General features: G+C 69.5%; 17 protein-coding genes. 6 read left to right on the top strand and 11 right to left on the bottom strand.

Going from position 1 to position 21,155, the window contains the following annotated elements:
- The first annotated feature begins 56 nt into the window (after positions 1-56).
- A complete protein-coding gene (locus WME79_RS31895; RefSeq protein ID WP_437522501.1) occupies positions 57-1,646 on the top strand; it encodes a DUF1552 domain-containing protein in 1,590 nt (529 codons plus the stop codon).
- A gap of 14 nt (positions 1,647-1,660) precedes the next feature.
- Here WME79_RS31895 and WME79_RS31900 read toward each other — a convergent pair whose 3' ends face one another.
- A complete protein-coding gene (locus WME79_RS31900; RefSeq protein ID WP_437522503.1) occupies positions 1,661-2,341 on the bottom strand; it encodes a hypothetical protein in 681 nt (226 codons plus the stop codon).
- A gap of 493 nt (positions 2,342-2,834) precedes the next feature.
- Here WME79_RS31900 and WME79_RS31905 point away from each other — a divergent pair, with 493 nt between their 5' ends.
- Positions 2,835-3,944: a hypothetical protein gene (locus WME79_RS31905; protein ID WP_437522506.1), complete on the top strand. Its 1,110-nt coding sequence runs from the start codon at positions 2,835-2,837 to the stop codon at positions 3,942-3,944.
- 39 nt (positions 3,945-3,983) lie between these two features.
- On the opposite strand, the gene WME79_RS31910 is transcribed toward WME79_RS31905, so the two are convergent.
- Positions 3,984-5,456, bottom strand: coding sequence for a DUF5050 domain-containing protein (locus WME79_RS31910; protein ID WP_437522509.1), 1,473 nt, complete (start codon positions 5,454-5,456; stop codon positions 3,984-3,986).
- A gap of 686 nt (positions 5,457-6,142) precedes the next feature.
- Here WME79_RS31910 and WME79_RS31915 point away from each other — a divergent pair.
- Positions 6,143-7,021, top strand: a complete 879-nt coding sequence (locus WME79_RS31915; protein WP_437522512.1) for a hypothetical protein — start codon at positions 6,143-6,145, stop codon at positions 7,019-7,021.
- A 46-nt stretch (positions 7,022-7,067) separates the two neighbouring features.
- The gene (locus WME79_RS31920) at positions 7,068-7,763 is read left to right on the top strand and encodes a hypothetical protein (RefSeq protein ID WP_437522515.1); all 696 of its coding nucleotides are present in this window, start codon (positions 7,068-7,070) and stop codon (positions 7,761-7,763) included.
- Between the two features lie 225 nt (positions 7,764-7,988).
- Here WME79_RS31920 and WME79_RS31925 read toward each other — a convergent pair whose 3' ends face one another.
- Positions 7,989-8,495 (bottom strand): four helix bundle protein, encoded by a 507-nt coding sequence (locus tag WME79_RS31925; protein WP_437522517.1) that lies wholly within the window; start codon positions 8,493-8,495, stop codon positions 7,989-7,991.
- A 202-nt stretch (positions 8,496-8,697) separates the two neighbouring features.
- Between WME79_RS31925 and WME79_RS31930 the strand changes: the two genes are divergently transcribed.
- Together WME79_RS31930 and WME79_RS31935 are read left to right on the top strand one after the other, a co-directional pair.
- On the top strand, positions 8,698-9,450 hold the full coding sequence (locus WME79_RS31930; protein ID WP_437522519.1) for a DNA/RNA non-specific endonuclease: 753 nt from the start codon (positions 8,698-8,700) through the stop codon (positions 9,448-9,450).
- 182 nt (positions 9,451-9,632) lie between these two features.
- Positions 9,633-10,199: a phosphatase domain-containing putative toxin gene (locus tag WME79_RS31935; RefSeq protein WP_437522522.1), complete on the top strand. Its 567-nt coding sequence runs from the start codon at positions 9,633-9,635 to the stop codon at positions 10,197-10,199.
- A 51-nt stretch (positions 10,200-10,250) separates the two neighbouring features.
- Here the strand turns inward: WME79_RS31935 and WME79_RS31940 are convergent, their stop codons facing one another.
- The 8 genes from WME79_RS31940 to WME79_RS31975 all read right to left on the bottom strand — a co-directional run bounded on the left by WME79_RS31940 (position 10,251) and on the right by WME79_RS31975 (position 20,723).
- Positions 10,251-10,700 carry a hypothetical protein gene (locus WME79_RS31940; protein WP_437522524.1) on the bottom strand — a complete coding sequence of 150 codons (450 nt, stop codon included), beginning with the start codon at positions 10,698-10,700 and terminating at the stop codon, positions 10,251-10,253.
- On the bottom strand, positions 10,697-11,089 hold the full coding sequence (locus tag WME79_RS31945) for a DUF4150 domain-containing protein (protein ID WP_012238290.1): 393 nt from the start codon (positions 11,087-11,089) through the stop codon (positions 10,697-10,699). Before WME79_RS31945 ends, WME79_RS31940 begins: the two co-directional genes overlap by 4 nt.
- A 9-nt stretch (positions 11,090-11,098) precedes the next feature.
- Complete coding sequence (locus WME79_RS31950) at positions 11,099-11,743, bottom strand: DUF3540 domain-containing protein (protein WP_437522527.1); 645 nt, start codon at positions 11,741-11,743, stop codon at positions 11,099-11,101.
- Between the two features lie 19 nt (positions 11,744-11,762).
- The gene (locus WME79_RS31955) at positions 11,763-12,812 is read right to left on the bottom strand and encodes a pentapeptide repeat-containing protein (RefSeq protein WP_437522529.1); all 1,050 of its coding nucleotides are present in this window, start codon (positions 12,810-12,812) and stop codon (positions 11,763-11,765) included.
- The gene (locus WME79_RS31960; protein ID WP_437522532.1) at positions 12,809-15,451 is read right to left on the bottom strand and encodes a DUF2169 family type VI secretion system accessory protein; all 2,643 of its coding nucleotides are present in this window, start codon (positions 15,449-15,451) and stop codon (positions 12,809-12,811) included. The genes WME79_RS31955 and WME79_RS31960 overlap by 4 nt, the downstream gene beginning before the upstream one ends.
- 35 nt (positions 15,452-15,486) lie before the next feature.
- On the bottom strand, positions 15,487-15,924 hold the full coding sequence (locus tag WME79_RS31965) for a hypothetical protein (protein ID WP_437522535.1): 438 nt from the start codon (positions 15,922-15,924) through the stop codon (positions 15,487-15,489).
- A gap of 120 nt (positions 15,925-16,044) precedes the next feature.
- The gene (locus tag WME79_RS31970; RefSeq protein ID WP_437522538.1) at positions 16,045-18,438 is read right to left on the bottom strand and encodes a type VI secretion system Vgr family protein; all 2,394 of its coding nucleotides are present in this window, start codon (positions 18,436-18,438) and stop codon (positions 16,045-16,047) included.
- 110 nt (positions 18,439-18,548) lie between these two features.
- Positions 18,549-20,723: a DUF2169 family type VI secretion system accessory protein gene (locus WME79_RS31975; RefSeq protein WP_437522540.1), complete on the bottom strand. Its 2,175-nt coding sequence runs from the start codon at positions 20,721-20,723 to the stop codon at positions 18,549-18,551.
- Positions 20,724-21,155 lie beyond the last annotated feature (432 nt).

Below are 21,155 nucleotides of genomic sequence, written 5' to 3' on the forward strand. Positions count from 1 at the left end.
ACCACGAGGCGACCCGCGGTCCCCCTGCGATCAGCACCCGACAAGGAAATCCGCCCATGGCGAAGACTCTGACCCGAAGATTGTTCCTCCGAGGCCTGGGTGGAGCTGTCGTCGCTGCGCCGTTCTTGAGCTCCATCGCAGGGCGCACCGCGAAGGCGGGGCCGCCCGGCGCCGAGGCGCCGAAGCGGCTGATCGTGCTCTTCACGCACTATGGCTGCCTGACGAACCGGTGGTTCCCGGAGAAGGCCCATGGCCCCCTGACCGCCGCCGATTACGAGGCGACGACGCTCAAGCACCTCGCCCCCTTCGCGTCCAAGCTCCTGGTGCCCCGCGGCATCCGGGCGATGAACGAGTGGAGCTTCGAGCGAACCCACGGCCAGGACGAAGATCCCCACAGCCAGGTCATGGGCTCGTATTTCACCTGTCACCCGGTGACGCTCCAAAGCCCCAGGTTCGACGCCAAACCAACCGGTCGATCGCTCGACCACATCTGTGCGGATCAGGTCAACCCCGGCGGCGCGGCTCCCCTCGTGATGCACATCGGCGGGGTGAGATCGGACGGCAAATCGAATTTCTCGTACTCCGCGCCCGAGGAGGTGTTCCCGGGCATCGGGTCTCCGACGGCGATCTTCAACAACCTGACGAACCTCTTCGATCGCGGGTCCATGTCGCCGGATACGTACAAGGTGGCCCGCGGCAAGAGCGTCATCGACGTCGTGCGAGACGACCTGGCGACCCTCCAGAGGTTCGACATGAGCCGGTCGGACAGGCGAAAGCTCTCCGATTGGATGGATCTCCTCCACGAGACGTCGGGCACGGTCACGGCCCAATGCAGCGAAGCCACCGCGACGGCGCTCGGCGTGACGAGCCAGTCCGTGCAGGCGTCGCAAGACGGCATCACCCGCGACCTGTCGAGGTCGACGAACGTCATGATGGACCTCGCGGTCCTCTCGGCCCTCTGCGACCAGAACCGCGTCATCTTCATGAAGTTCCCCGGGACCACGGTCTTCACGTGGGACGGCATCCAGCACACGATAGAATCCCATGGCCTCTCCCACCGGGTTGGCAGCGCCAACATGGGCGGGACGTGCGTCCCTGGTGTGCTCGAGATGATCCATGAAATCGACGACTGGTATGCGAAGAAGTTCGCTTACCTCGTCGGTCGGCTCGATAGCCTGGAGGAGGGCGACGTGAAGCTCCTCGACAACACCGCGACCGTCTGGTTCCAGGAATGCTCGGACGGCAACAGCCACAACCTCAACAACCTTCCGATCCTCCAGGCGGGGAGCTGTGGAGGCTACTTCAAGGTGGGTCAGGCCGTGAACGTGGAAGACGGCAAGACGGACCTGAGCCGCGGCAACAGCGAGGGAGCTTGCGGCCCCGGCCAGACGGAGCTCACCTTCAGCGAAGTGGATTCCACCGGAACGCCGCCGGACGTCGCCACGCAGCCGATCAACAAGTACTTCTGCGGCTTGATGAACGCCATCGGCGTGAAGGCCGGTCCGGACGGCTTCCCGGCGGTGGGTGGCACGCACGAGGTGACTCACTTCGGCAAGTACGACGACACCACGCTCTTCGCCGACGAGAGCAATCCGGCAGCCATCAAGGACCCGGGGGAATTCAAGGCGCTTCGCGCGAACAGCTGATCGTCGCGCGCGGGTTACAGGCCCGTGTGCGTCCCCGTGATCCAGACGGTCGCGTGGGAGCCGTCGGGCTGCGTGGCCCAGGTGCGGACGCGGTACTTGCTCGTGGCGACCTGCTGCGCGGTGCCGTAGTTCTCGTGGAAGTAGACGAACGCCGGCGTCGAGCAGTGCCCGCGGCCGGTCAGCGGGTTGTCCCAGAGCCACGCGCCCGCCTGCTCCTTGTACGTGAGCTGCACGAACTGGCTCGTGGCCGCGTCCCAGCGCTGCACGCGCGTGGCCATCTTGGTGTTCGCGCAGTCGCTCATCGCCTGCGACGCGTCGCTCCACGAGGAGGACGAGGAGCCCCAGAAGGTAGGCTGTACGTCGAAGCGGTATGTCTCCGGGGTCTGGTGCTGGTAATAACCGGGCACGGGGAAATCCACGATCGTCGTCGCTCGATCCTGCCCGATGTCCGGACAGATGCCGTCGATCCACTGGTAGGCGCGGACGTAGTTCTCGCTTGCTCCGACCGAAGTGAGCTGCGCGCTTGTGAAGTTCGGGTCGGTCCCCATCGCGCAGGGGTCGGGGTTTCCTCCGAGCTCCTCGGCGCTCTCCGCCGTGTCTTCCTCGTCGAAGCTGCCGTCGTCCGCCGCCACACAGCCCGTGACCATCGAGAAGGTGATGAGACCGAGACCGAGATGATACGCAGCAATCTTCATGGTTCGACTCCCCTTGGTATGCCGGCCTCTCAGGCCGCGCCCGCACCCGCGTCCGCGTCCACGTCCACGTCCACGTCCACGTCCAACCAGAGAGCAGGGAGCGTGCCTGCGACGATCCACTGACCGCTCCCGTGCCTTCAACGAGCTCGCAACGCAGGATCGCGACGCGGGCCGTGGGGCAGACCGCCGCTCGCCCCCGGCGATGGAGGCGGCAGCCTCCTCCATCGGGAGGGCGGTGGAGGCTTGCGCCTCCACCTCGGCTCGCGAGCTGCTTGATGCTCGCGAGCTGAAGCCACCCGCCGGAGCTCGCGCCGCGGCCGTCGTGGCGTCCACTGGGCGCACAAATATCGAGCGCGAAGCGACGAAGCGTGGCCCGCGGGCTGGCCGCTTGCGCAGACGGCAGACGCGAAGATGCTCACTCCTTGAATCGCGGCCAGCGCTCGACGATCGGTTGTGCATGCGGACCACGGAACACCTGGGTATCCTTTGTGTCATGGCGCTTGAACGGAGGGCGGCGCGGCTCGTGGCAGCGGGCGCCACGATGCTCGCCATGGGCTGCAGCGGGAAGTGGACGACGCACGACGACGGCGCAGAGATGGCCGGCGGCGCGGGAGGGAGCGAGGGCACGGCGCAGGGCGGCGATCCGGAGAGCGCGGAGGCCTGCACGGCCGGGGAGGTGCGCTGCAACGCGAGCGGCCTGCGCGAGACGTGCACGAGCGACGGCGCCTGGAGCGTCTCGGATTTCGTGTGCGCGCGAAACGTCGCGGTCGACGACGACGTGGGCAGTTATTGTGTGACGAAGACCGACGGCAGCTATCGTTGCTGGGGCGTCGATCCGGGCGGCACGCTGCCCGCCGAGCGCTACCGACGTGTCCAGCTCACGCGACAGGGGCTGATCGGGCTCACCGAGGACGGTCGGCTGCTCGCGGCGAGCACGGTCCTGCCAGACGGGCTGCCACCTGTCGCCTCCTTTCGGGCGACGAACATGTGGGGCGACCAGGGCGTGTGCCCGCTGTTCGTGGACGGGTCGTTCGCGGTGCTGCTGGATCGCATAGAAGAGAGCCTCCCGGAGCTCACGGACACGGTGATGGAGGTGGAGGGCTCGTTCACGCAAGCGTTGTGCGCCTGGGAGGGGCTCGTCGCCGGCGTGCGCCCGGATGGCAGCCTGTGGCAGTTCCATGGCATGGAGACGATCCCCGGTGAGTTCACCCAGGTGGCGTTCAGCAACCGCATCTTCTGCGGGCTCACGAAGGCCGGCGGCATCCAGTGCTTCGAGCCGACCATCACTTGCGGCAGCGGCGGCATCACGAACTGCGCCGGGCCCGAGTATCCCGAATTTTCGGGCGGGCCGTACCGTTCCATCACTGCCACTGGCGGAGCGGTGTGCGCGCTCGACGCCGAGGGGGCCCTCACGTGCAGGCGCTACGATGGCGCCGACATGCCGATCGACGCCGGGCGCTTCACGTTCATCGAAGGCGGGTACGACCTCCTTTGCGGCGTGCGCACCGACGGCTCTGGCGCCTGTTTCCACCACGGCGGCTGGAACCTTGGTGAGGTCGGTCCGTTCGTGCCCGTCGAGCCGGCGCTCGATCCAGGCTGGTGAGCGCCGGGGCCGCGATCGTGGCAACGCGGACAGGGACGATCAAGGAGCGTGGTAGGACGCGACTTGACCCTGGTAGCGGTAGTCGCCGGCGTTGGACCAGAACACGCCCTGCCCCTCCGGGGCGATGACGCGCCAGGCGACGGGCTGCCCGAAGGCCAGCAGGACGGTCCTGTTGCTCTCGAGATCGTGCGCGTTGACGCTGCGGTTCCCGCCTGTGTCCGTCGAGAAAAGCGTCGAGCCCCGTATGGCCAGCCCTGCCATCGAGTCCCCCTTGTAGATCAAGGTCTTCTGTCCTCCGGCGATGGGCGCCTTGAACACGCCGCCGTCGCCGACGTTGGCCCAGTAGACGAACTCCGCGTCCACCGCGATCCCCGCCGGCTCGGCCTCGTTGTCGGCGATGACGGTCACCTCCCCGCCCGACTTCGCCACCTTGTAAACCTTGTTGGTCGCCGCGCCGCCGGTCCAGTAGAGGTTCTCTGCGTCCTGCGCGAGGTGCGCGGGCCTCCCGGCGCCGGACGCGAGGACGACCGGCTCGCCGCCGTCGAGCGGCATCGTGTAGATGTTCTCGCCGTCGCCGTCGCCGAAGTAGAGGGCCGACGCGTCGCCGATGACGCTCACGACATAGCCGATCTGGGCCAGCGTCTCCACCTCCAGGGTCGCCTTGTCGACGCGCATGAGCGCCGAGGGGATCACCGGATCGTCGTCGCCGCCGCTCGCCCAGTACACGTGGGAGGCGTTGACCCACAGCGCCTTGGGATCGGGATCGGCGGGGATCATCGCCTCTGCCTCGGCGGTGCCCAGCCTCACGCGGAAGATGAATCCATCATTGTTGTCCCCGGTCGCGACGTCCTCGGTGCCGCCGCTCGCGAAGTAGAGGAAGGACTCGTCGACGGCCAGCGCGCTCGGGTAGCGGTGCAGGCTCGCCATCGGGGTCGCCAGGATCATGCCTGGATAGATCCTCGAGAGGCGCTCGGTCTCCGTGACGACGCTGTCCCTCGAGACGTCGTGCCGCGCGAGCGGCGCGAAATCGTCCGAGCCCTCCTGTGCGGTGAAGCCATAGGCGCCGAGGACCGTGCTCTCGCCCAGCTCCGCCCTGAGCTCGACGGTGATCGGCAGCGTGAGCGTGATCGGCCTCTCGAACGTCAGCCCCTCCGGGCCGAGGACGTACATGGGCCCCACCGCGCCCTCGGGGGCCTCGTCGATGCGCGCGATGGTGATCACCGTGTTCTCGCTCACCGCGCCCGGCGGCACCTCGATGGTGAAGCCGTCGTCCGCGGTGAAGGTCCCGCCCTGCGCGTCGACGGAGAACTGCTGGCCGGCCCCCGGCTGTGCGCCGGTCCCTGACGTGGCGCCGCCGCCCGTATCGCCGCCGCTCGCATCGCCGCTGCCGGTGCTGCCGCTGCCGGTACTGCCGCCGCCCGTGGCCCGATTGCCCTTGTCGGTCCCTCCGCACGACGCGCTGCTCAGCGCGGCAGCCGCGCACGCCAACACCACGAATAAGGTCCTTGTCATCGTTTCGCTCCTCCGCGGGCGGTCGTCGCCGCCATGTCATGGAAGGCCATGGTTCTGCCGAGCTCGCCATGGGGGCGGCTTCGACATCACCCTTGATCAGGCAACAGCGTAGCGCCCGATCCGGCGGTGGCGAGCTGAGCCAGAGCAGGTGAGAAACATACAGTCTTTACCTGTCAGGGTTATCCCAGGCGTCCACTTGCCCTGCCCCTTACGCATCGTGGTTGTCCCAGGGGTCCACTCGCTACAGTCCTTACCCGTCAGGGTTGTCCCAGGTGGGCAGTTGGACCACGCGGCGCCGGCGGCTCATGACCCGTCGCGGCGGGGCGACGGCGCCGCGCGGGCGCGCGGGCCACGCTCGACGATGGCGGGTATCGCGCTGGTGAGCGAGGAGCGCGCGGGCACCATCGGCGCCCGGGGAGCGGCAGCCGAGCATGCGCCGAGGAGCCGGGCATCGCGGGCTTCGCGGCGACGAGCGCCTCCTCCAGCGTGCAGCGCATGGCCGAGAGGTGGCCGATCGTGCGGCCGGAGCGGGCGACCGGCTCGCCAGCGCCGGGGCTTGCAGCGCGGCGCCCGTCCGCGTTGTGCGGGCGGATTGAGTTCGTGAACAGTCTGCGTATCCTGGCCTCGCTGCACCGAAGCCACCCGCAGTTCCTCGGAGTCGTCGCGCGAGCACGACGGGAGCCAGCATGCCGATCGGGCAAACGAAAGGGAGTATCGTACCGCTGCGCAGCGCCGCAGCGCCGCGCGTTCGCGGCGTGCAGGCCGCCGCGGTGCTCGCGGCGCTGCTCGGGCTCGCCGCGCCGGCGGCGGCGCAGGCGCAGGCTGCGCCGCCGAAACCGGCGCGCGGCGGCGCGGCGAGGCCCGCCGCGCCAGGCACGGCACCCGCGGCAGCGGGTGCCCCCATCGCTCCAGCGCCCACCCCGATCGCTCCGGCGCCGGTCCCTGTCGCTCCGGCACCCGCCCCTGTTGCTCCGGCGCCGGTCCCTGTCGCTCCGGCGCCGGTCCCTGTCGCTCCAGCTCCGGTCCCTGTCGCTCCGGCACCCGCCCCCATCGTTCCGGCGGGCGGCGCGCTGGTGCCCATCCCGCAGGGCTACTACCTGCCGGTGCCGCCGCTCCCGCCGTGGGCCAACCCGCGGACCATCGAGTACGAAGAGGGGGACCCGATCCCGCGCGGCTACGCGCTCCGGACCAGGTCGGACCGCAAGCTCGCCACGGCGGGGCTGCTGACGTTCGGCATCCCGTACGCGCTCACGTTCACGGTCGCAGGCATCGCGTCGTTCGACGACGACGACTTCGACGAGTTTGGGCCGCTGCTCATCCCGTTCGCCGGCCCGATGATCGCGATCGGGACCCTGGAAGCGGAGGGCGCGGGCATCTTCTGGCTCACGATGGACGCCGTGACCCAGGTGGGCGGGCTCATCCTGTACGCCGCCGGTCTCGCGAGCGAGGACATCTACCTCGAGCGCCAGTTCACGGTGAGCTCACGCGACCCTGGGCCCGCTGTGTCCCGCTGGCCTGCGGTCTCGATCGGCGGGTCCTCCGCCAGCCTCCGATGGAGATTCTGAGCTGGTGCCCCTGCGCCGACAGCCCTCACCCCGAAGGGAGACGCACGTGACCGCGATCCGCACCGTCCTCTCGATGGCCGCGCTGGCTAGCGCGCTCGCGCTCGCAGCGCCGGCTACAGCGCAGAGCGACGCTCCCCCGTCCGCGCAGAGCGCGCCGCCGCCTGGCTACGCGCCACCCGGCTATGCGCCGCCTGGCCATGCGCCGCCCGGCTACACGCTGCCGCCTGGATACGCGCCGCCGCCTGACCACGTGCCGCCCGGGTACGTGCCGTATGCGCCGTCCGTCGTCCTCGGCATGCCGCGAACGCTGACCTTCACGGAAGGCGGGATCCGGCCGGCGGGCTATCGCATCGAGACGCAGATGAACCGCCGGCTGGTGGTCGCGGGGTCGATCGTCCTCGGCAGCGCGTGGGCGCTCTCGGCACTGACGGCGGGGAGCATCCTCAGCGATGGAGGCAGCGACGCCGTCAGCTACTCGCCGATGCTCGTGCCCGTGGGCGGCCCGTTCATCACGCTCGGCACGGGCGAGGACGTCGACGTCGACCAGGACGACGGCCGGCTCGCCGCCGCCCTCCTCCTCTTCGACGGGGCCACCCAGGTGACCGGCTTCGTGCTGCTCGTCGCGGGCCTCGTCAGCAACCAGCGGGTCTGGGTGCGCGACGACATCCCGCGCAAGGTGTCGATCCAGGCCCCCGAGTTCACCGTCGGCCCGACCGGCGCGACCCTGCGCATGAGCTTCTGAGGATCGAACTCGCGTGAGCTAGCGAAACAGGCGCTCTGCTGTTCCCCAGGCGGCTTGTCGCGACAGATTGCCGCCCTCCCTCCACCATTGGCCCCCAACGCGGTCGCGATCGCGATCGCGGTCGTGAACGTGGACGTGGACGTGGACGTGGACGTGGACGTGAACGTGGTCGTGGTCGTCAACGGCTCGTTCGTGAACGTGAACGTCCCCCGAAAGTCACCTCTCTCATTTCCCACGATTCACCTCGCTCAGCGCCATCTTCGTGAGCATCGAGACCGTCCTCTCCAGCAGCTCGCGAGGTTCCACGAGCTCCTGGGCGGTGACGAGACCCAGCGCTTCGAACGCATCGATGATCGCGGCGCATTCCAGCGCCGAGCCTCTCGCAATCGTATAGAATCGGCGCGCATCTCTCTCCGGCTTGCCGCTGCCCTCCGCGATGTTGAGCGGAACGGAAAGCGCCGCTCGACGCAGCTGGTCAGCCAGTTCCCCATGCCCGCGAGGGGCTCGCGCTGCCAGCGGGCCGCTGAGAGCGAGGAATGAGATGGCGCAACGGTAGACGGACGACCACGACCACGTCCACGTCCACGTCCACGACGGTGACCGATGGTGGGGAGGGTTTCGTGTTCTGAGCCCTCGACGACTGGCGAAGGGAGGGTTTTGTTCGACGCTATCAATCTGCTTGTCGAGGTGATCTCGGCGCGCGTTCGCCACAAGCCCACACCTATCGCCCATTTCTAGAGCGCTGACGCAAGAAACCACAAGAGCCCCTCAACATTCCCGAAACGCGAACTCAATCAAATCGTATCGACACGAAATCCTGCCCTCCTCTTAACGTGGCCTGCTCCCGCGATGCCGAGCACCCAGCGGCCTGGCTGCGACCAGGTCGAGTGACAGCCGCTCTGGCAGCTACGCGGGCCTGGAAGGGAGTAGGACCATGAAGGCGATGTCTGCGTTGCTTTGCGCGAGCCTCCTTGCTCTGGTCGGGTGCGCGGCCGAGCCGATCGGCGACGGGGAGCCGCTGGACGCTCTTGAGCGAGATTTCGGTGGACCCGACGGCGTGATGGACCTCTTCGAGAGCGGCAGCGAGGAAGAGATCCGCGCCACGCTCGACGAGTACGGGATCGGCTATGCGGTTCAGGAGCTCATCAGCGACTGCCCGCAGTACTTCCCTTCGGGCGACCGCAACGTATGGCATTCCTTCGACGGAGAGTTCTATTACATCGACGGCTCCGGACGGCCCTACAGGGCATACGCCTATCTTCCGCCGATCGCCGCCGCTCCTCGCAAGGACACCTGTCAGGGGAATGTGGGACGCTGGGGAGACGCCGAGAATCCGTCCAACGACTACGATGGCGGTCACATGATCGGCTCGCAGCTCGGCGGATGGGGAGGACGGGCCAACCTCGTGCCCCAGGACGCGAACTTCAACCGCGGGAACTGGGTGGCGCTGGAGAACAAGATGGCCACCTGCGGCTCGCTGCCCAGTGGACGGCTACGCTACTACATCGGCGCGAACTACCCGAACAGCAGCGCGCTCATTCCGAACAACATGACCATGGAGATCACCAACCGCTCCACCGGAAGCATCGTCTCCATGTCGTTCGCGAACACGGACGGAGGCGGCTCGAACGGCACCTCGGAGAAGAACCGCGGGGTGTCGTGGCTCGGCAGCCAGGGCTGTAACTAGACCCTGCGTCGCCCGTACTGCCGCGGGGGCCGACCGTGCACGGCATGCATCGGCGCCCGCGCCGCGCACATCGCCACCAGGGCTACGCAGTGGTCCGAGCGGCCTTCGGAAGCGCGTTGCACGTCAAGGCCGACTGGCATGTTTCGGCTCCACTCGGCATGCTAGAGTTCATCTGCTGATCCATGCACGTCGACTACATGCCCCCTGCAATGACCGGCCTCGCCGCGGGCATCGGGATGATGGCGGCGCCGGGGCGAGGCCGGCCGCTGGTCGAGGATCTCGACGAACTCCGTCACCTCCACGGCGCCAGCCTCCTCGTCTCGCTGGTCAGCGAGCACGAGCTCGAGCTTCTGGGGATCCAGGATCTGGCCGAGCGTGCGATGGAACGGGGCATTGTCGTCCTGCGCTGGCCTTTCGGCGACTTCTCGGTACCATCCGACATCGCGGCCCTTCATGCGCCGGTCGACCGGATCCTCGACACGGCCGCACGGGGGCGCGCCGCGATCATCCACTGTTGGGCCGGACTGGGCAGGACGGGGCTCGTCGCGGCAGCTTGCTTGGTCAAGCGTGGGCTCGCGCCGGTCGACGCGATAGCCGCCGTGAGGCGTTGCCGCCTGGGGCCATCGAGAACAGCGATCAGGAAGAGGCGATTGCTGACTTCGCGCGCGCTCTCGATCGGAGCACCTGACCCGACGGGTCCGCTGCTCGGGTCGACGCGGCTGCGCGCCTCGCCTACTTCGAGCTCATGAAGCGGGACGGGTGGGACGTGGAGGAGATCGCCGCGATCCTTGCTTACCGCATCACACCGAGCGGCACGCGAAGATGTGCTCGATCGCGTCGATCACGAGCTGCTCCACCTGGTATGCGGTGATCTCGGCGGGGCTCGCGAAACGCAGGAGATCCATCGGCGGCGGCCTCACGATGAGATAGGCGAGGACCTCCGGCGCCTCGCGCCGCTGGATGACCGAGAAGGCGATGCGGTCCGCCCCCGGTGAGGCGCTCGCTCCTCGGATCCCGAGCTCGAGCGCGATGCTCGGCGCCTCGGGCTCCTCATCGAGCGCAATCCGCGGAACATGCCCCGCGGAACCGAGCTCGGAGGCGATCTCCTCGAGGACCGGCCTTATCACCTCGCCGCTCACCGCCCGGAAGGCGTCGTCGAAGGCCCGGCGGTCGCCCGCGAGCTTCTCTTGCTGCCGCGCCGCATAGCGGCTCGTGATGAGCGCCAGGCGGTGCTTGCTATGATCCCTCACGGCGCGAGCAGGAGCACTTTGACCTGGCTCGGGACGATCGAGACGGCCGGGCAGTTCGTCGAGTTCGTGATCGTCATGCTGGTCAGTCGCGTGGCCGGGATGCCGCCGGCGAGCACGGTGAACGACGCCGTGACATGCCGCGACGGGCCCATCACCATGCCCGAGGCGACCCCGAGGGCGACCCCGGGATTGTCGCCGTTCGTGAGCGGCACGGTGGTCGCCAGGTTGTGCGCCGGGGTGCACATGAACAGCACGTTGTACGCGGCCGGTATGCCCATCGGCTGCATCGCGATGTTCGGGTACGGGACCGGGGTCGGGGCGGGCATCGGCGTGAGGCACACGTCGGGTGCGCCGAGAGACATGCCCATCATCTGCGTGTTCGCGAACATATCGCCCTCTCAGCCAAGGTGGATCTGGGAACCGTCGATCTTGGTCAGTCCGCCGCTGTTCACGAGCGTCGTCTCCGCTTTGACGTGGAACGCGGCCCGCGCCTCGAGCTCAAGGTACTCGGCGCGCACCGTCTCGGACCGCGCGATGAAGCGATAGGCCCGGTCGAGCCGCTGGACGAGGCGCTCGGCGACCGTCTCCACCGACTGCGCCACGGTCTTGATGCGGTCGACCTTCGCCGTGAGGCTGTCGCCGAGGAGGCTCAGGACCCCGACCACCGCCTCGGCGCGCGCCGCCGAGAGGCGCGCGGAGCCCGCCGCGATCGTGGCCTCGGCGGGCGTGATCACATCGACCCCATCGCGCCCGCTCACCGAGACCCTTCCCGACGCGGCGGCGATCTCGAGGTCGCCCTCGGCCGAGAGCCGCGCCGGCGCCGCGTCGTCGCGCTCGAGCACCGCGAGCACGTGCGAGCCGCGCTCGTGGTGCGCGACGAGCACCTCGTCGCCGAGCGCGGGCTCGAGCAGACAGCTGGCAGCCCGCCGCGCCTCCGCCTCGCCCGAGCTCGACCTGACACGCAGGCTGCGACCCGAGACGCCCACCACGATCGCGACCTCTTGCGCAGGCCACGCCAGCTTTCTCGCCAGATTGTCTCTCATCGGTACCTCCGCGCCGAGCTCATCGGCCCTCCGTGCGCCGCTCCGCCTTGCTGAGCTCCTCGTCGTCACCCAGCGCCGCGGATCGGTTCGTGAATCGAGTGTCCTGCTCGCGCGTCCGGTGGAAGCGCGCGCGGAACAGCGTGCAGTGCGAGAAGTCGGCGCCCGCGAGGTCCGCGTACGAGAAATCGGCGTACGTCAGGTCGGCGCCGGCGAACGTCGCGCGGGCGCAGCTCGCGTGCTTGAAGATGGCCTGCTGCGCGCTCGCGCCCTCGAGGCTCGCGCCCTCGAGCCGCGCCTTCACGAAGAGCGCCTGATCGACCTTCGCCTTCCTGAGCGTCGCGTCCGACAGGGAGGCCTCCGCGAAGAGCGCCCGCTCGAGGCTCGCCTCGTCGAGGCGCGCGCCCGCGAGGGAAGCACCCTTGAAATTTGTCTGCGTCATCCGCGCGCCCCGGAGGTCGCAGCCGCTCAGGTCGACCTCCATGAGCTGCGCGAGCGTGAGATCCATCCCCGAGAGATCCTGGCCGGCGAGCTTGCCCCCGATCAGCATCGCCTTCTCGAGGCGCGCGCCGCGCAGGCGCGCTGTCGACAGGTCCGCCTTGAGGAGCACGGTCTGCACGAGGTTCGCGCCCTCGAAGCTCACCCGCGGGGCGTCGGCGTCGACGAGCGCGGCGCGGTCGAGGTTCGCCCCCTTCAGGCTCGCCTCCTCGAGGCGCGGCTTGATCAGGCTCGCGATGGTCAGGTCGGCGCCGTCGAGCGAGGACCGCGACAGATCGCACTCGACAAGGCTGGCGGCGACCAGATCGGCTTCACGCAGGTCGGCCGCGAGGAACGTGCACCGGTCCCACGTGCCGTGCCGGAGGCGCGCCCCCGCGAGCTGCGCCCCCTCGAACCGGCAATCCGAGAAGATGGACTCGTGGAGCCGCGCGCCCGTGAGGTCGGCGCCCCGGAACGACACGCGCTCGAAGACGGCTCCGGAGAGATCGGCGCCGCGGAGGTCCATGCCCGCGAGATCCTCGTCGACTACCGGATCCGCGCTCGCGACGCGGGCGAGGAGATCGTCCTTGGTCATCGCTTTCGCCTCGGGAACAACGTCTGGACGACGTGGGCGTCCTTGAAGCTCGTGCGCGCGTCGCCCTCGGTGCCCATCAGGTTCGCGCGGAACAGGTTGGCCCGGAGGAACGACGCGCCGTGGACCTTCGCACCTTGCAGCATCGCCTCCATCAGGTTCGCGTCCGACAGCTCGGCGTTGCCGAGATCCGCGCGCATCAGCCGCGCCCCTTGCAGGCTCGCGCCCGCGAGGCGGGCCTCCTGCAGGTCCGACTCGCTGAGATCACAGCCGTCGGCCCGGACGCGCGCGAGCCCGGCGCCCTTCAGCGAGGCGCCGCGCATCGTCGCGAGGGCGAGCTCCGCGCCCGAGAAATCGGCCCCGCCGAGCTGGCACGCGAGCACGAGGCGCAGGTTGTTCGCGCGGGCGGCCCGGAAGCAAGCGCCCTCGGCGCCCGTCTCGACGAGCGCCGCGCCCTCGATCACGGCCTCCGCGAGGCTCGCGCCGGCCAAGCGGCACCGGAAAAACGTGGCTTTCCGGAGGCTTGCGCGATCCAGCCGCGCCCCCTCGAGGTCGCACTCGTAGAAGAGGACCTCGTCCGCGAGCGCGCCCGAGAGGTCGCCGCGCGCGAGGCGCGCCTCGAACAGGTCGGCGCCGCGCAGGTCGGCGCCCGCGAAGCGCGCGCCCCCGAGCTCGCCGCGCTGCAGGATCGCCTTGGCGAGGCGCGCGCCGCCGAAGTCGGCCCCGCGCGCCTCGACCTCGCCGAGGTTCGCGCCCTCGAGGCGGACGCCCTCGAGGCGGGCGCCCTCGAGGCGGGCCCGCACCAGCACGGCGCCCGACAGATCCGCGCCAGCGAGCGCGCACTCGCGCAGGTCCGCGCGCTCGAGGAGCGCCTCCCGCAGGACGGCCCCGGACAGGTCGAGCCCACGGAGGTCGGCGCCGGTGAGGTCCCAGCCGGTCATCGGGCTCCCCGACGCGAGCGCCGCCTCCACGCGCCCGCGGAGGTCGCGCTGCGCGGCGTCGTCCAGGATCGCCGCGGGCGCCATGTGGTGCGCGGCCTGCCTGTAGGCGAGGATCTGCGCCTCCTCGAGCTTGCGCAGCTTCGCGAGGAACGCCGGATCCTCGATCTGGGCCTCGAGCTCGTCCATCGGGGCGCCGAGGTCGCGGCCGATCTGGGCGGTCTCTCGCATGCGGGCGAGGTGCTCTTCCGCGCGAAACTTAGGCGGCCCGCCTGCCTCGCGCTTCGATTTCTCGATCACCTCGTCGAGGTCGATGCCGTGCTCGGCGAGGTTCAGGCGCGCCTGATCGAGGGCCTCGGCCTGCTTGACCTTCGCCTCGGCCTCGAGGCGGGCGGCCTCCGCCTCGACCCGCTCCATGTACTCGGGCAGCTCGTCGAGCTTCGGCGGCGCCTCCGGCGGCGGCAGCTCGCGCGGGATGCCCTTCTCGTCCGGATCGATCCCCAGCACCCGCACGGACATGCGGGCACTGTCGAGCTCCCGCTGCGCCCGCTCGCGCGACCGCCGCTCCAGGACGCCCTCGCGGCGCAGGAGCTCGTCCATGTCGCTGATCTTCTCATCCGGCAGCGCGGGGGCGTCGGGATCGGGGTCCGGGAGCAGATCGCGATCGCGCAGGGCGACGAGGTGCCCCTTCTTCTTGTCGAGGCGCTGCGCGAAGACGGCCTCGTAATGTTCCTTCGGCCGGGGGGCGCCGCGGCGCTCGAGCGCGGCGAGCAGGCACTTCACGTCGCGGGCGTCGTCCTCCTCGATGCGCGCGACGCCCCGGAAGATCGCGATCATGCGGCGGATGTTGGGCAGGAGCACGAGCGTCTCGAGCCTCGTCCCGATCTCCTCGAGCGCGTCCTCGCGCGAGGCCCGCGTCAGGAAGCAACGCGCGGCGAGCTCGGTCACGCGGCCCGTCAGCATGGCCTGCTCGGGGTGGAGCTGCTCGATCGCTATCGGCTCCCCGCCCTGGAAGAAGCCGGGCAGGCGTTGATCAAGCGGCGCCACCATGAAGTACTCCGGGTCGAGATCGCGGGCGAAGCCCGGGAAATCGTTCTCGAGCCACGCCGCGTCGTACGTCCCGAGCTTCGCGTGCCGCTCGGGCCAGGTGGCGTCGAGGGGACCGAACGCCGCGGGAGGCGGCCGATCGTTCGGCGAGGTGATGAGGTGCTTCGGGTGCTCGAGCTGCGGGAGCGGGTGGTGACTCTTCCCGTCCTCTTCCGCCGGGGCAAACCCCATCCCGATCGGGTTCGGGGCGAAGCCTGGCCCGCCGAAGGCCCTGTCCCAGCCGAGGGCGAGCTCGGTCAGGGGCTCGGGCTCGCTCGGCACGCCGCGCTCCCAGCGGCGCTTGCCGACGACGTACACGGCCTTGTCGATCGGGCCGACCTGCACGCGGGCCCGGAACGCCGGCCGCGGGGTGCCGCCCGCCGCGAACGCCTTGCCGAAGGCGAGGACCTCGCCCCGCGGCTTCGGGAGCCCCTCGTCGAGCGCGACGTCCTTGCCGAGCTGCTTCGGGATCTCCTGCCACATCGCGATCTCCGGGAGCGGGAGCTCCGGAGCGTCGAGGGGGAGGTACGCCGTGAGGCCGAGCGCGAGGAAGCGCTGCTGCTGCAGCTCGAAAACGCGCTGCAGGACGGAGAGGCGTTGGGGTTTGATGACACGCATAGGGGGAATGGGGGTCGCTCAGGCAGGACGGGCGCTCATGGGTTGCGCTCGCCCCTCGCGCCGCGCGCGATGTACGAGCGAGACAGGTTGGCCCAGCTCACGTCGGGGTAGATGAGGCTCGAATCGACGCTGTCGATCTTGACCGCAACGCGCTTTCCCGGCTCCACCATCGACAGCGAGCTGATGTTCAGCTCCCACTCCGTCCTCGCGAGGTACGCGGCCCCGCCGGGCGGCTGCACCTCGAGCCGGACCTCGACGAAGGCCATGGCGCCGTCCTCGAAGGTGCCGAGGGTCCGGCTCGACACCACCGTGGCCGGAGCGAGGCTCGCGCGAGCCGCCCTCGCGGCGAGCTCCGTCATCCGCTCCTTCACCTCGCCGAGGTGGGCGCCTTCCCGGCGGAAGACGAAGAAGAGGATAGCCGCGAGGACGAGCAGCGGCACGAGGATGGCAGAGAGGATGATGATCGTACCCATGTCGCTGCGCGATCTCCCCTTCGGGTTCACAGGCGCCGAGCCGCGGCCCGACCGCCAGCGCCGGCGGTCGAGGCCAAGCTCCTGCAAAAGAACGACCCAAAGACGACCTTGCTCGCTGTCTCAGCTGAGCACATGGACGCCGGAGAGGTGATAACGCAGCGCTGTCATCGCGAGCCGCGTCGGGAGCTGAGAGATCTTTGCCGCGCCTGACTGGATGGAGACAGGCTTCACCGTGACCTCGACGGCGCTGTTGATCGCGAGCGAGGCGCCCCATTTGAACGCCAGCGCCACGCCGCCCGTGATGTCGAGCTTGGCCGCGTAGGTCGCGGTGAGAGCGGCCGAGAGCTCCAGCGTCGCCTTCGCGCCGATGAAGGTGGAGACGCTGCCGCCGACGGCGTTGGTGTTCGAGAGGCCGAGGAACGTGTCGGACTTGATACCGGCGGTCACGTTGACGTTGTTCGAGACGAAGAGCTTCTTGAACGGACCGTAGGTCTTGAGCTCCTCGGCGCCCTTGATCTGCCCCATCAGGTTGCCGTCGACCGTCTGGATCATGTTGCTCTTGACGCTGACCTCGCACTGGTCCTGCGTCTCGAGCGTCAGCTTGCCCTTGCTCTTGACGGTCGTGGTCCCGGCCTTCGTGTCGACGAGGGTGTCCCCGGCGTCGACGTTGACCGTGTAATTGCCGGTCTTCACCGTCGTCGTGGTGTCTCCCTTCACCGTGGTGGTCATCGTGCCTGCATCGACGTCGGTGAAGAGGTTGCCGCTGAGCACGTGGAGCGCCGTGTCGCCCTTGACCTCGGTGTAGGACGAGCTGGCGTCGACGAAGAGCTCGTGGATCCCGGATTGCACGTGGGTGATCCAGTTGTCCTTGATGGTGGCGACCCAGGAGCCGCCGCCGTTCTGGCCCACGGTCTGGTCGAAGTTCTTGCCCGCGTCGAGCAGCGTGTTGTCGTCTGTCTTCACGATGAGCTCGTGATCGTCGTTCGGCGCGCCCATGCGAACGTACGTGTTCGAGTAAGGCGTCGAGAGGGTGACGCGCTGCTGCCCTGTCTTGTCCTCGAGCTCGAGCCGGTTCCGCCCGCCCGTCTGGATGACGTTCTTCGTGTGGTTGCCGCTCGTGACCGGGCTCGGCGTGAGCGCGTTCGGCACCACGCCCGCGATCACCGGCCGGTCGGGGTCGCCGCCGAGGAAGCTGAGCACCACCTCCGTGCCCCTGCGGAGCGGGAAATGAAAGCCCTCGATGCCGCCGCCGTGCGGCTGCATCATGCGCACGAACGTCGAGGCCTTCCCGCTCTTCAGGTTGCTCTCGTCGAACTTGAACTTCACGTTGTAGCGGCCGAGATCGTCGATCTGGGCGTACTCGCTCTCTGCCGGTCCGTCGACGGAGCCGTTCTCGTATCCGTAGATGCGCGGCCAGGGCGTGCGGGACTCCGCGCGGAGCTGCGTCTTCGCAGGGATGGCGGTGATCTCGACGAAATAGGCCTCCTCGTGCGGCAGATCGAGCAGCTCGCGGTACCCGGTCGCCCCGGCCAGCTGGTTGCCGTAATGGTGCGCCTCGATGGTGAGGTGCTTCGCGTTGAACGCCGCGCGCGGGTGCTCGTCGAGCTCGAACGTGTAGCCGGGCCGGAGGTGCAGCCGCGTGCCCCTCCCCTGGTACAGCACCTGCCGCGCGAGCAGCTCCTCGGCCCGGATCTTCGCGAGCCGATCGCCCGCGGCCGGCGTGAAGAAGCGCTCGCCGTACAGGCTCACCTCGCCCGCGCCGTTCGGCGATACGCGCGCCGACCCGGCGACGCTCAGGTTGGGCCGCGCATAGTCGTAATCCTTGAGCTTGATCACCGCCGGCAAGGTCGTGTGCTGGCTGGTGAACGTGCGGAGCGACATCCCCGCGCTCACGTCGTACCCCAATTGCGGGTGGTAGCGGACGGGCTGGCCAATCGGGTCCTCCTCGTACGACTTCGTGTCGCAGAAGATGACCTTGTCGCCGTCGGGCGTGTGCTCGAAGAAGTAGAAGATGCCCTCGCGCTCCATCCACCGCGCCAGGAAGTCGAGATCGCTCTCCCGGTACTGGCAGATGTGCTCCTCGACCTCGTAGCTGCCGAGGCGCATCTCGTACTCGTCAGGTCCGATGCCGTTCTCCTCGAGGACGGCCTTCATGACGTCGGGCAGCGACTGCCGGGTGAAGATGCGGCTGCGCCTGGAGAGGCCGAGCAGCCAGAGCTTCGGGACCAGCACCGCCCGGACGAGCGAGCGCCCGTCCAGCTCGTGGAGCATGCCCACGGTCGCGAGGACGCCGCCGAAGACGAAGGGCGGAACATCGTCTTTGGCCCAGTCGAGCACGAGCGAGGCCTTGGCGCCGACGGCATCGGGCAGGTCCAAGGACTCCGCGTCCTCGCCCTGGAGCAGGAGGAAGATCTCGATCTGATACGGGCGCGAGATGGCCTCGACGCCCCGGAATCCGATGACGCGCGTGGAGCTGGGGAGCGCGCCCGAGGAGATTTTGATGAGGTCGTCCATGGCCTTCCCTGCGTTGTTTGCGGGCACACGCCCGGTGCCATCAGGTGAATCGTCCGCCCGTCGTCTCGAGGAAGCTCGCTGACACAGCTAGTCAGAGATCCGTCAGGTGGTCAACCTGCCGAAGAGCCGTCGATGCCGGCGTCGGCGGGTGGGATCTCGACGAGCGCGCGCAGGATAGCGCCGCTCGATTTCGCGCTCGCGAGCTTGACCCCATAGACGTTGGCGCCCGCGAGGTCCGCGTCGCGCAGATCGGCGCCCTCGACGTTGGCGCACGGCAGGCTCGCCTCCTTCAGCTTCGCCGCGCGCAGGACGGCGCCCGCGAGGTTGGCGCCCGCGAGGCTCGCTCGCGAGATGTCGGCCTTGCTCCCGTTGATGTCCGCGAGGCACGCCCGATCGAAGACGGCCTCGACCAGGCGCGCTTGCCGCAGGTCGGCACCCTCGAGCGACGCGCCCTCGAAGCGCGCGCGCGACCCCTTCGCGAAGGCGAGGTCGGCGTTCTTGAGGAGCGCGGAGGAGAGCTGCGCGCGGTCGAGCGTGGCGCGGGAGAGATCGGCGCGCGTCAGATCGGCCGCGTGGAAGCTCGCGTCCGTCAGATCCGTGCCGCTCATGTTCGCCCCGGAGAGGCGCGCCGACGCGAAGTTGCATCGGGTAAGCGTCGAGCCGGCGAGGTTCAGGCGCTCGAGCGAGGCGCCGCTGAAGTCGATGCCGTCGAGCTCGGCGCCCGCGAGCTCCAGGTCGTGGAGCGGCTGGCCGCTCCGGAGGCGGGCGATCAACGTCGCGCGGAGGCCCCGGATTTCCGGCTCGGGTGGCGCTGCGGTGAGCGAGGCCGCAGCGGGCGAAGCTGACGCGGGCTCGGCGGGCGAGGCCGGAGGGGGCTCGGCGGGCGCGACGGGCGAAACCAAAGCGGGCTCGGCGGGCGAAACCAAAGCGGGCGCGGCCGGGGCGTGCGGTGGCGCGACAGGCTCGGCAGTGTTCTCGGTGATCGCCGTCACCGTGAGGCCGAAGGGCACCGCATCGAGCTGCGGTGCGTAGAGGTTTGTCGGGTCGCTCGCCATGACGGCGGGCAGCGGAGGCGGCGGCGCCAGATGCGGGCGGGCGCTCCAGGGCGCCCCCGGGATCGCTGTCACCGGGGAAGCGCGCCCGCTGCCGGGCGCGGCGAGGGCGAACGGCGGCTTCATCCGCATGTCCGCGGCGTGGCTGCTGTCGCGGGCATCGGCCGTGTGCTCCTCGACCAGCAGCGTCCTGGCGATCGGTCGCCTGCCCGCGACCGGGCCAGGCGCGCCGTGCCAGCGAGGGGGCTGCGGAGGGGCGGCCGCTGCAGAAGGCCATGCCAGGGGCTGCCCCGGCATCTCGACGCCCGCGACCACGCGCATGCGGGCCGGCGTGTCGCCTGGCAGCAGGGCGACGTTCCCTCGCCAGACCACGGAGCAAAGCAGCCGGTCGGCGTCGATGGTCAGCGTGTCGGCGGCGAGCTCGACCGGCTGCCCCTGGTCTTCCCCTTCCGTGCCGGTCCGATAGAGCCGTGCGAGCCCGCGGGCCGAAGGCAGGCTGGACCGGAGCCACGGCCAGTGCGGGTGCAGGCCCTCGAGGAAGACCCACTCGTCGCCGCGGAGGAAGTCGATCTGCTGATCCGCAGGCGCGGCCTGGAAGTACCGGAAGTCGAAGCTGCCATCGAGATCCAGCGCCAGAGGGTCGGCCGCCTGATCCCGCGCGAGGAGATGCCGCCGCGGGGCCCAGTGCCTCGCGATCGGGCCGAAGCCCGCCGGCCGCATCGGATCGCCCGGATCAACGATGCTCGGCAGCACCGCGTCGGAGCCCACGCCCACCGGGTTCACATCGAGGTGTGGGCCGCCGAGCGCGCGCTCGTACACGAGCGGCATCCGGCTGAACGGACGGGGGCTCGGCGCCTCTCGCGTGCGGTCGCCGAAGACATGAAGTGCCTTGTTGAGGATCCAGCGGCCATCGCGGAAGAGCGCGACCCGCACCGGGAGCGCCGTGGCGGTCGTTCCCACGGGCGCGCAGGCGTGCCCGCGAACAACGACCCCGGCGCCCGGCAGGTAGGGTGCCGTCTCACTGGCCTCTTCGAGGCTGCCCCACCCCTCCCGAAGCTGGTCGGTGCGGACCAGATCGGCCGCTGCGGCGAGCTCTGCGCTCCTGTCGTGCACGAGCGCAAAGGTGGCCTTGACGAGGACGGTGAGCCGCTCTGCGCCCCGCATGCGCCACAGAACGGCGCCGCAGGCGGATGGCGACAGGGCGACGACGGAGAGGGGCCAGGGCGATTGCACGACGCGTGGTCACGGGGCCCCGCGCACCTCGACGGCAGCGGAGGGCTCTGAGCCCCTCAACATAGCCCCGCTCTCCTATCGGGCGCAAGCGCAGGACCTGACCGGAGGCGGCTCGCGGTCGGGTCTCTCGCAGGAGCATGGCGCCGTGAAGATGCTCCGGTGTTCGCCTTGTGTGGGGTTGTCGGGGGCCAAGATCCAACCTCGATCCGAAAGCCAAGCTCCTCGTAGCGGCCGTCTTCGTCACCTGGACCACCTGCCTGGTTCTCGCGTGGCCGAGCGCATCAACGAAGGACACCGAGAAGAGAACCACTGGAAGGCCAATCCCGATCAACCCGAGGTGGAGAGCCACCATCGGATTCGAACTCCCGCTGCGCCATGTGGCGAGCGCGGCAGTGGCGACGGCGCTGGCCATGAGGCCAGCCAGACGCGAGG

Source organism: Sorangium sp. So ce726 (assembly GCF_051521405.1).
Classification (GTDB): Bacteria; Myxococcota_A; Polyangia; order Polyangiales; family Polyangiaceae; genus Sorangium.

What these genes read in the sequence shown, in the direction of transcription:
- WME79_RS31895 (WP_437522501.1), top strand. Translation starts at nt 57, where the DNA reads ATGGCGAAGACTCTGACCCGAAGATTGTTCCTCCGAGGCCTGGGTGGA.
- WME79_RS31900 (WP_437522503.1), bottom strand. Translation starts at nt 2,341, where the DNA reads ATGAAGATTGCTGCGTATCATCTCGGTCTCGGTCTCATCACCTTCTCG.
- WME79_RS31905 (WP_437522506.1), top strand. Translation starts at nt 2,835, where the DNA reads ATGGCGCTTGAACGGAGGGCGGCGCGGCTCGTGGCAGCGGGCGCCACG.
- WME79_RS31910 (WP_437522509.1), bottom strand. Translation starts at nt 5,456, where the DNA reads ATGACAAGGACCTTATTCGTGGTGTTGGCGTGCGCGGCTGCCGCGCTG.
- WME79_RS31915 (WP_437522512.1), top strand. Translation starts at nt 6,143, where the DNA reads ATGCCGATCGGGCAAACGAAAGGGAGTATCGTACCGCTGCGCAGCGCC.
- WME79_RS31925 (WP_437522517.1), bottom strand. Translation starts at nt 8,495, where the DNA reads ATGGGCGATAGGTGTGGGCTTGTGGCGAACGCGCGCCGAGATCACCTC.
- WME79_RS31930 (WP_437522519.1), top strand. Translation starts at nt 8,698, where the DNA reads ATGAAGGCGATGTCTGCGTTGCTTTGCGCGAGCCTCCTTGCTCTGGTC.
- WME79_RS31935 (WP_437522522.1), top strand. Translation starts at nt 9,633, where the DNA reads ATGCACGTCGACTACATGCCCCCTGCAATGACCGGCCTCGCCGCGGGC.
- WME79_RS31945 (WP_012238290.1), bottom strand. Translation starts at nt 11,089, where the DNA reads ATGTTCGCGAACACGCAGATGATGGGCATGTCTCTCGGCGCACCCGAC.
- WME79_RS31950 (WP_437522527.1), bottom strand. Translation starts at nt 11,743, where the DNA reads ATGAGAGACAATCTGGCGAGAAAGCTGGCGTGGCCTGCGCAAGAGGTC.
- WME79_RS31955 (WP_437522529.1), bottom strand. Translation starts at nt 12,812, where the DNA reads ATGACCAAGGACGATCTCCTCGCCCGCGTCGCGAGCGCGGATCCGGTA.
- WME79_RS31960 (WP_437522532.1), bottom strand. Translation starts at nt 15,451, where the DNA reads ATGCGTGTCATCAAACCCCAACGCCTCTCCGTCCTGCAGCGCGTTTTC.
- WME79_RS31965 (WP_437522535.1), bottom strand. Translation starts at nt 15,924, where the DNA reads ATGGGTACGATCATCATCCTCTCTGCCATCCTCGTGCCGCTGCTCGTC.
- WME79_RS31970 (WP_437522538.1), bottom strand. Translation starts at nt 18,438, where the DNA reads ATGGACGACCTCATCAAAATCTCCTCGGGCGCGCTCCCCAGCTCCACG.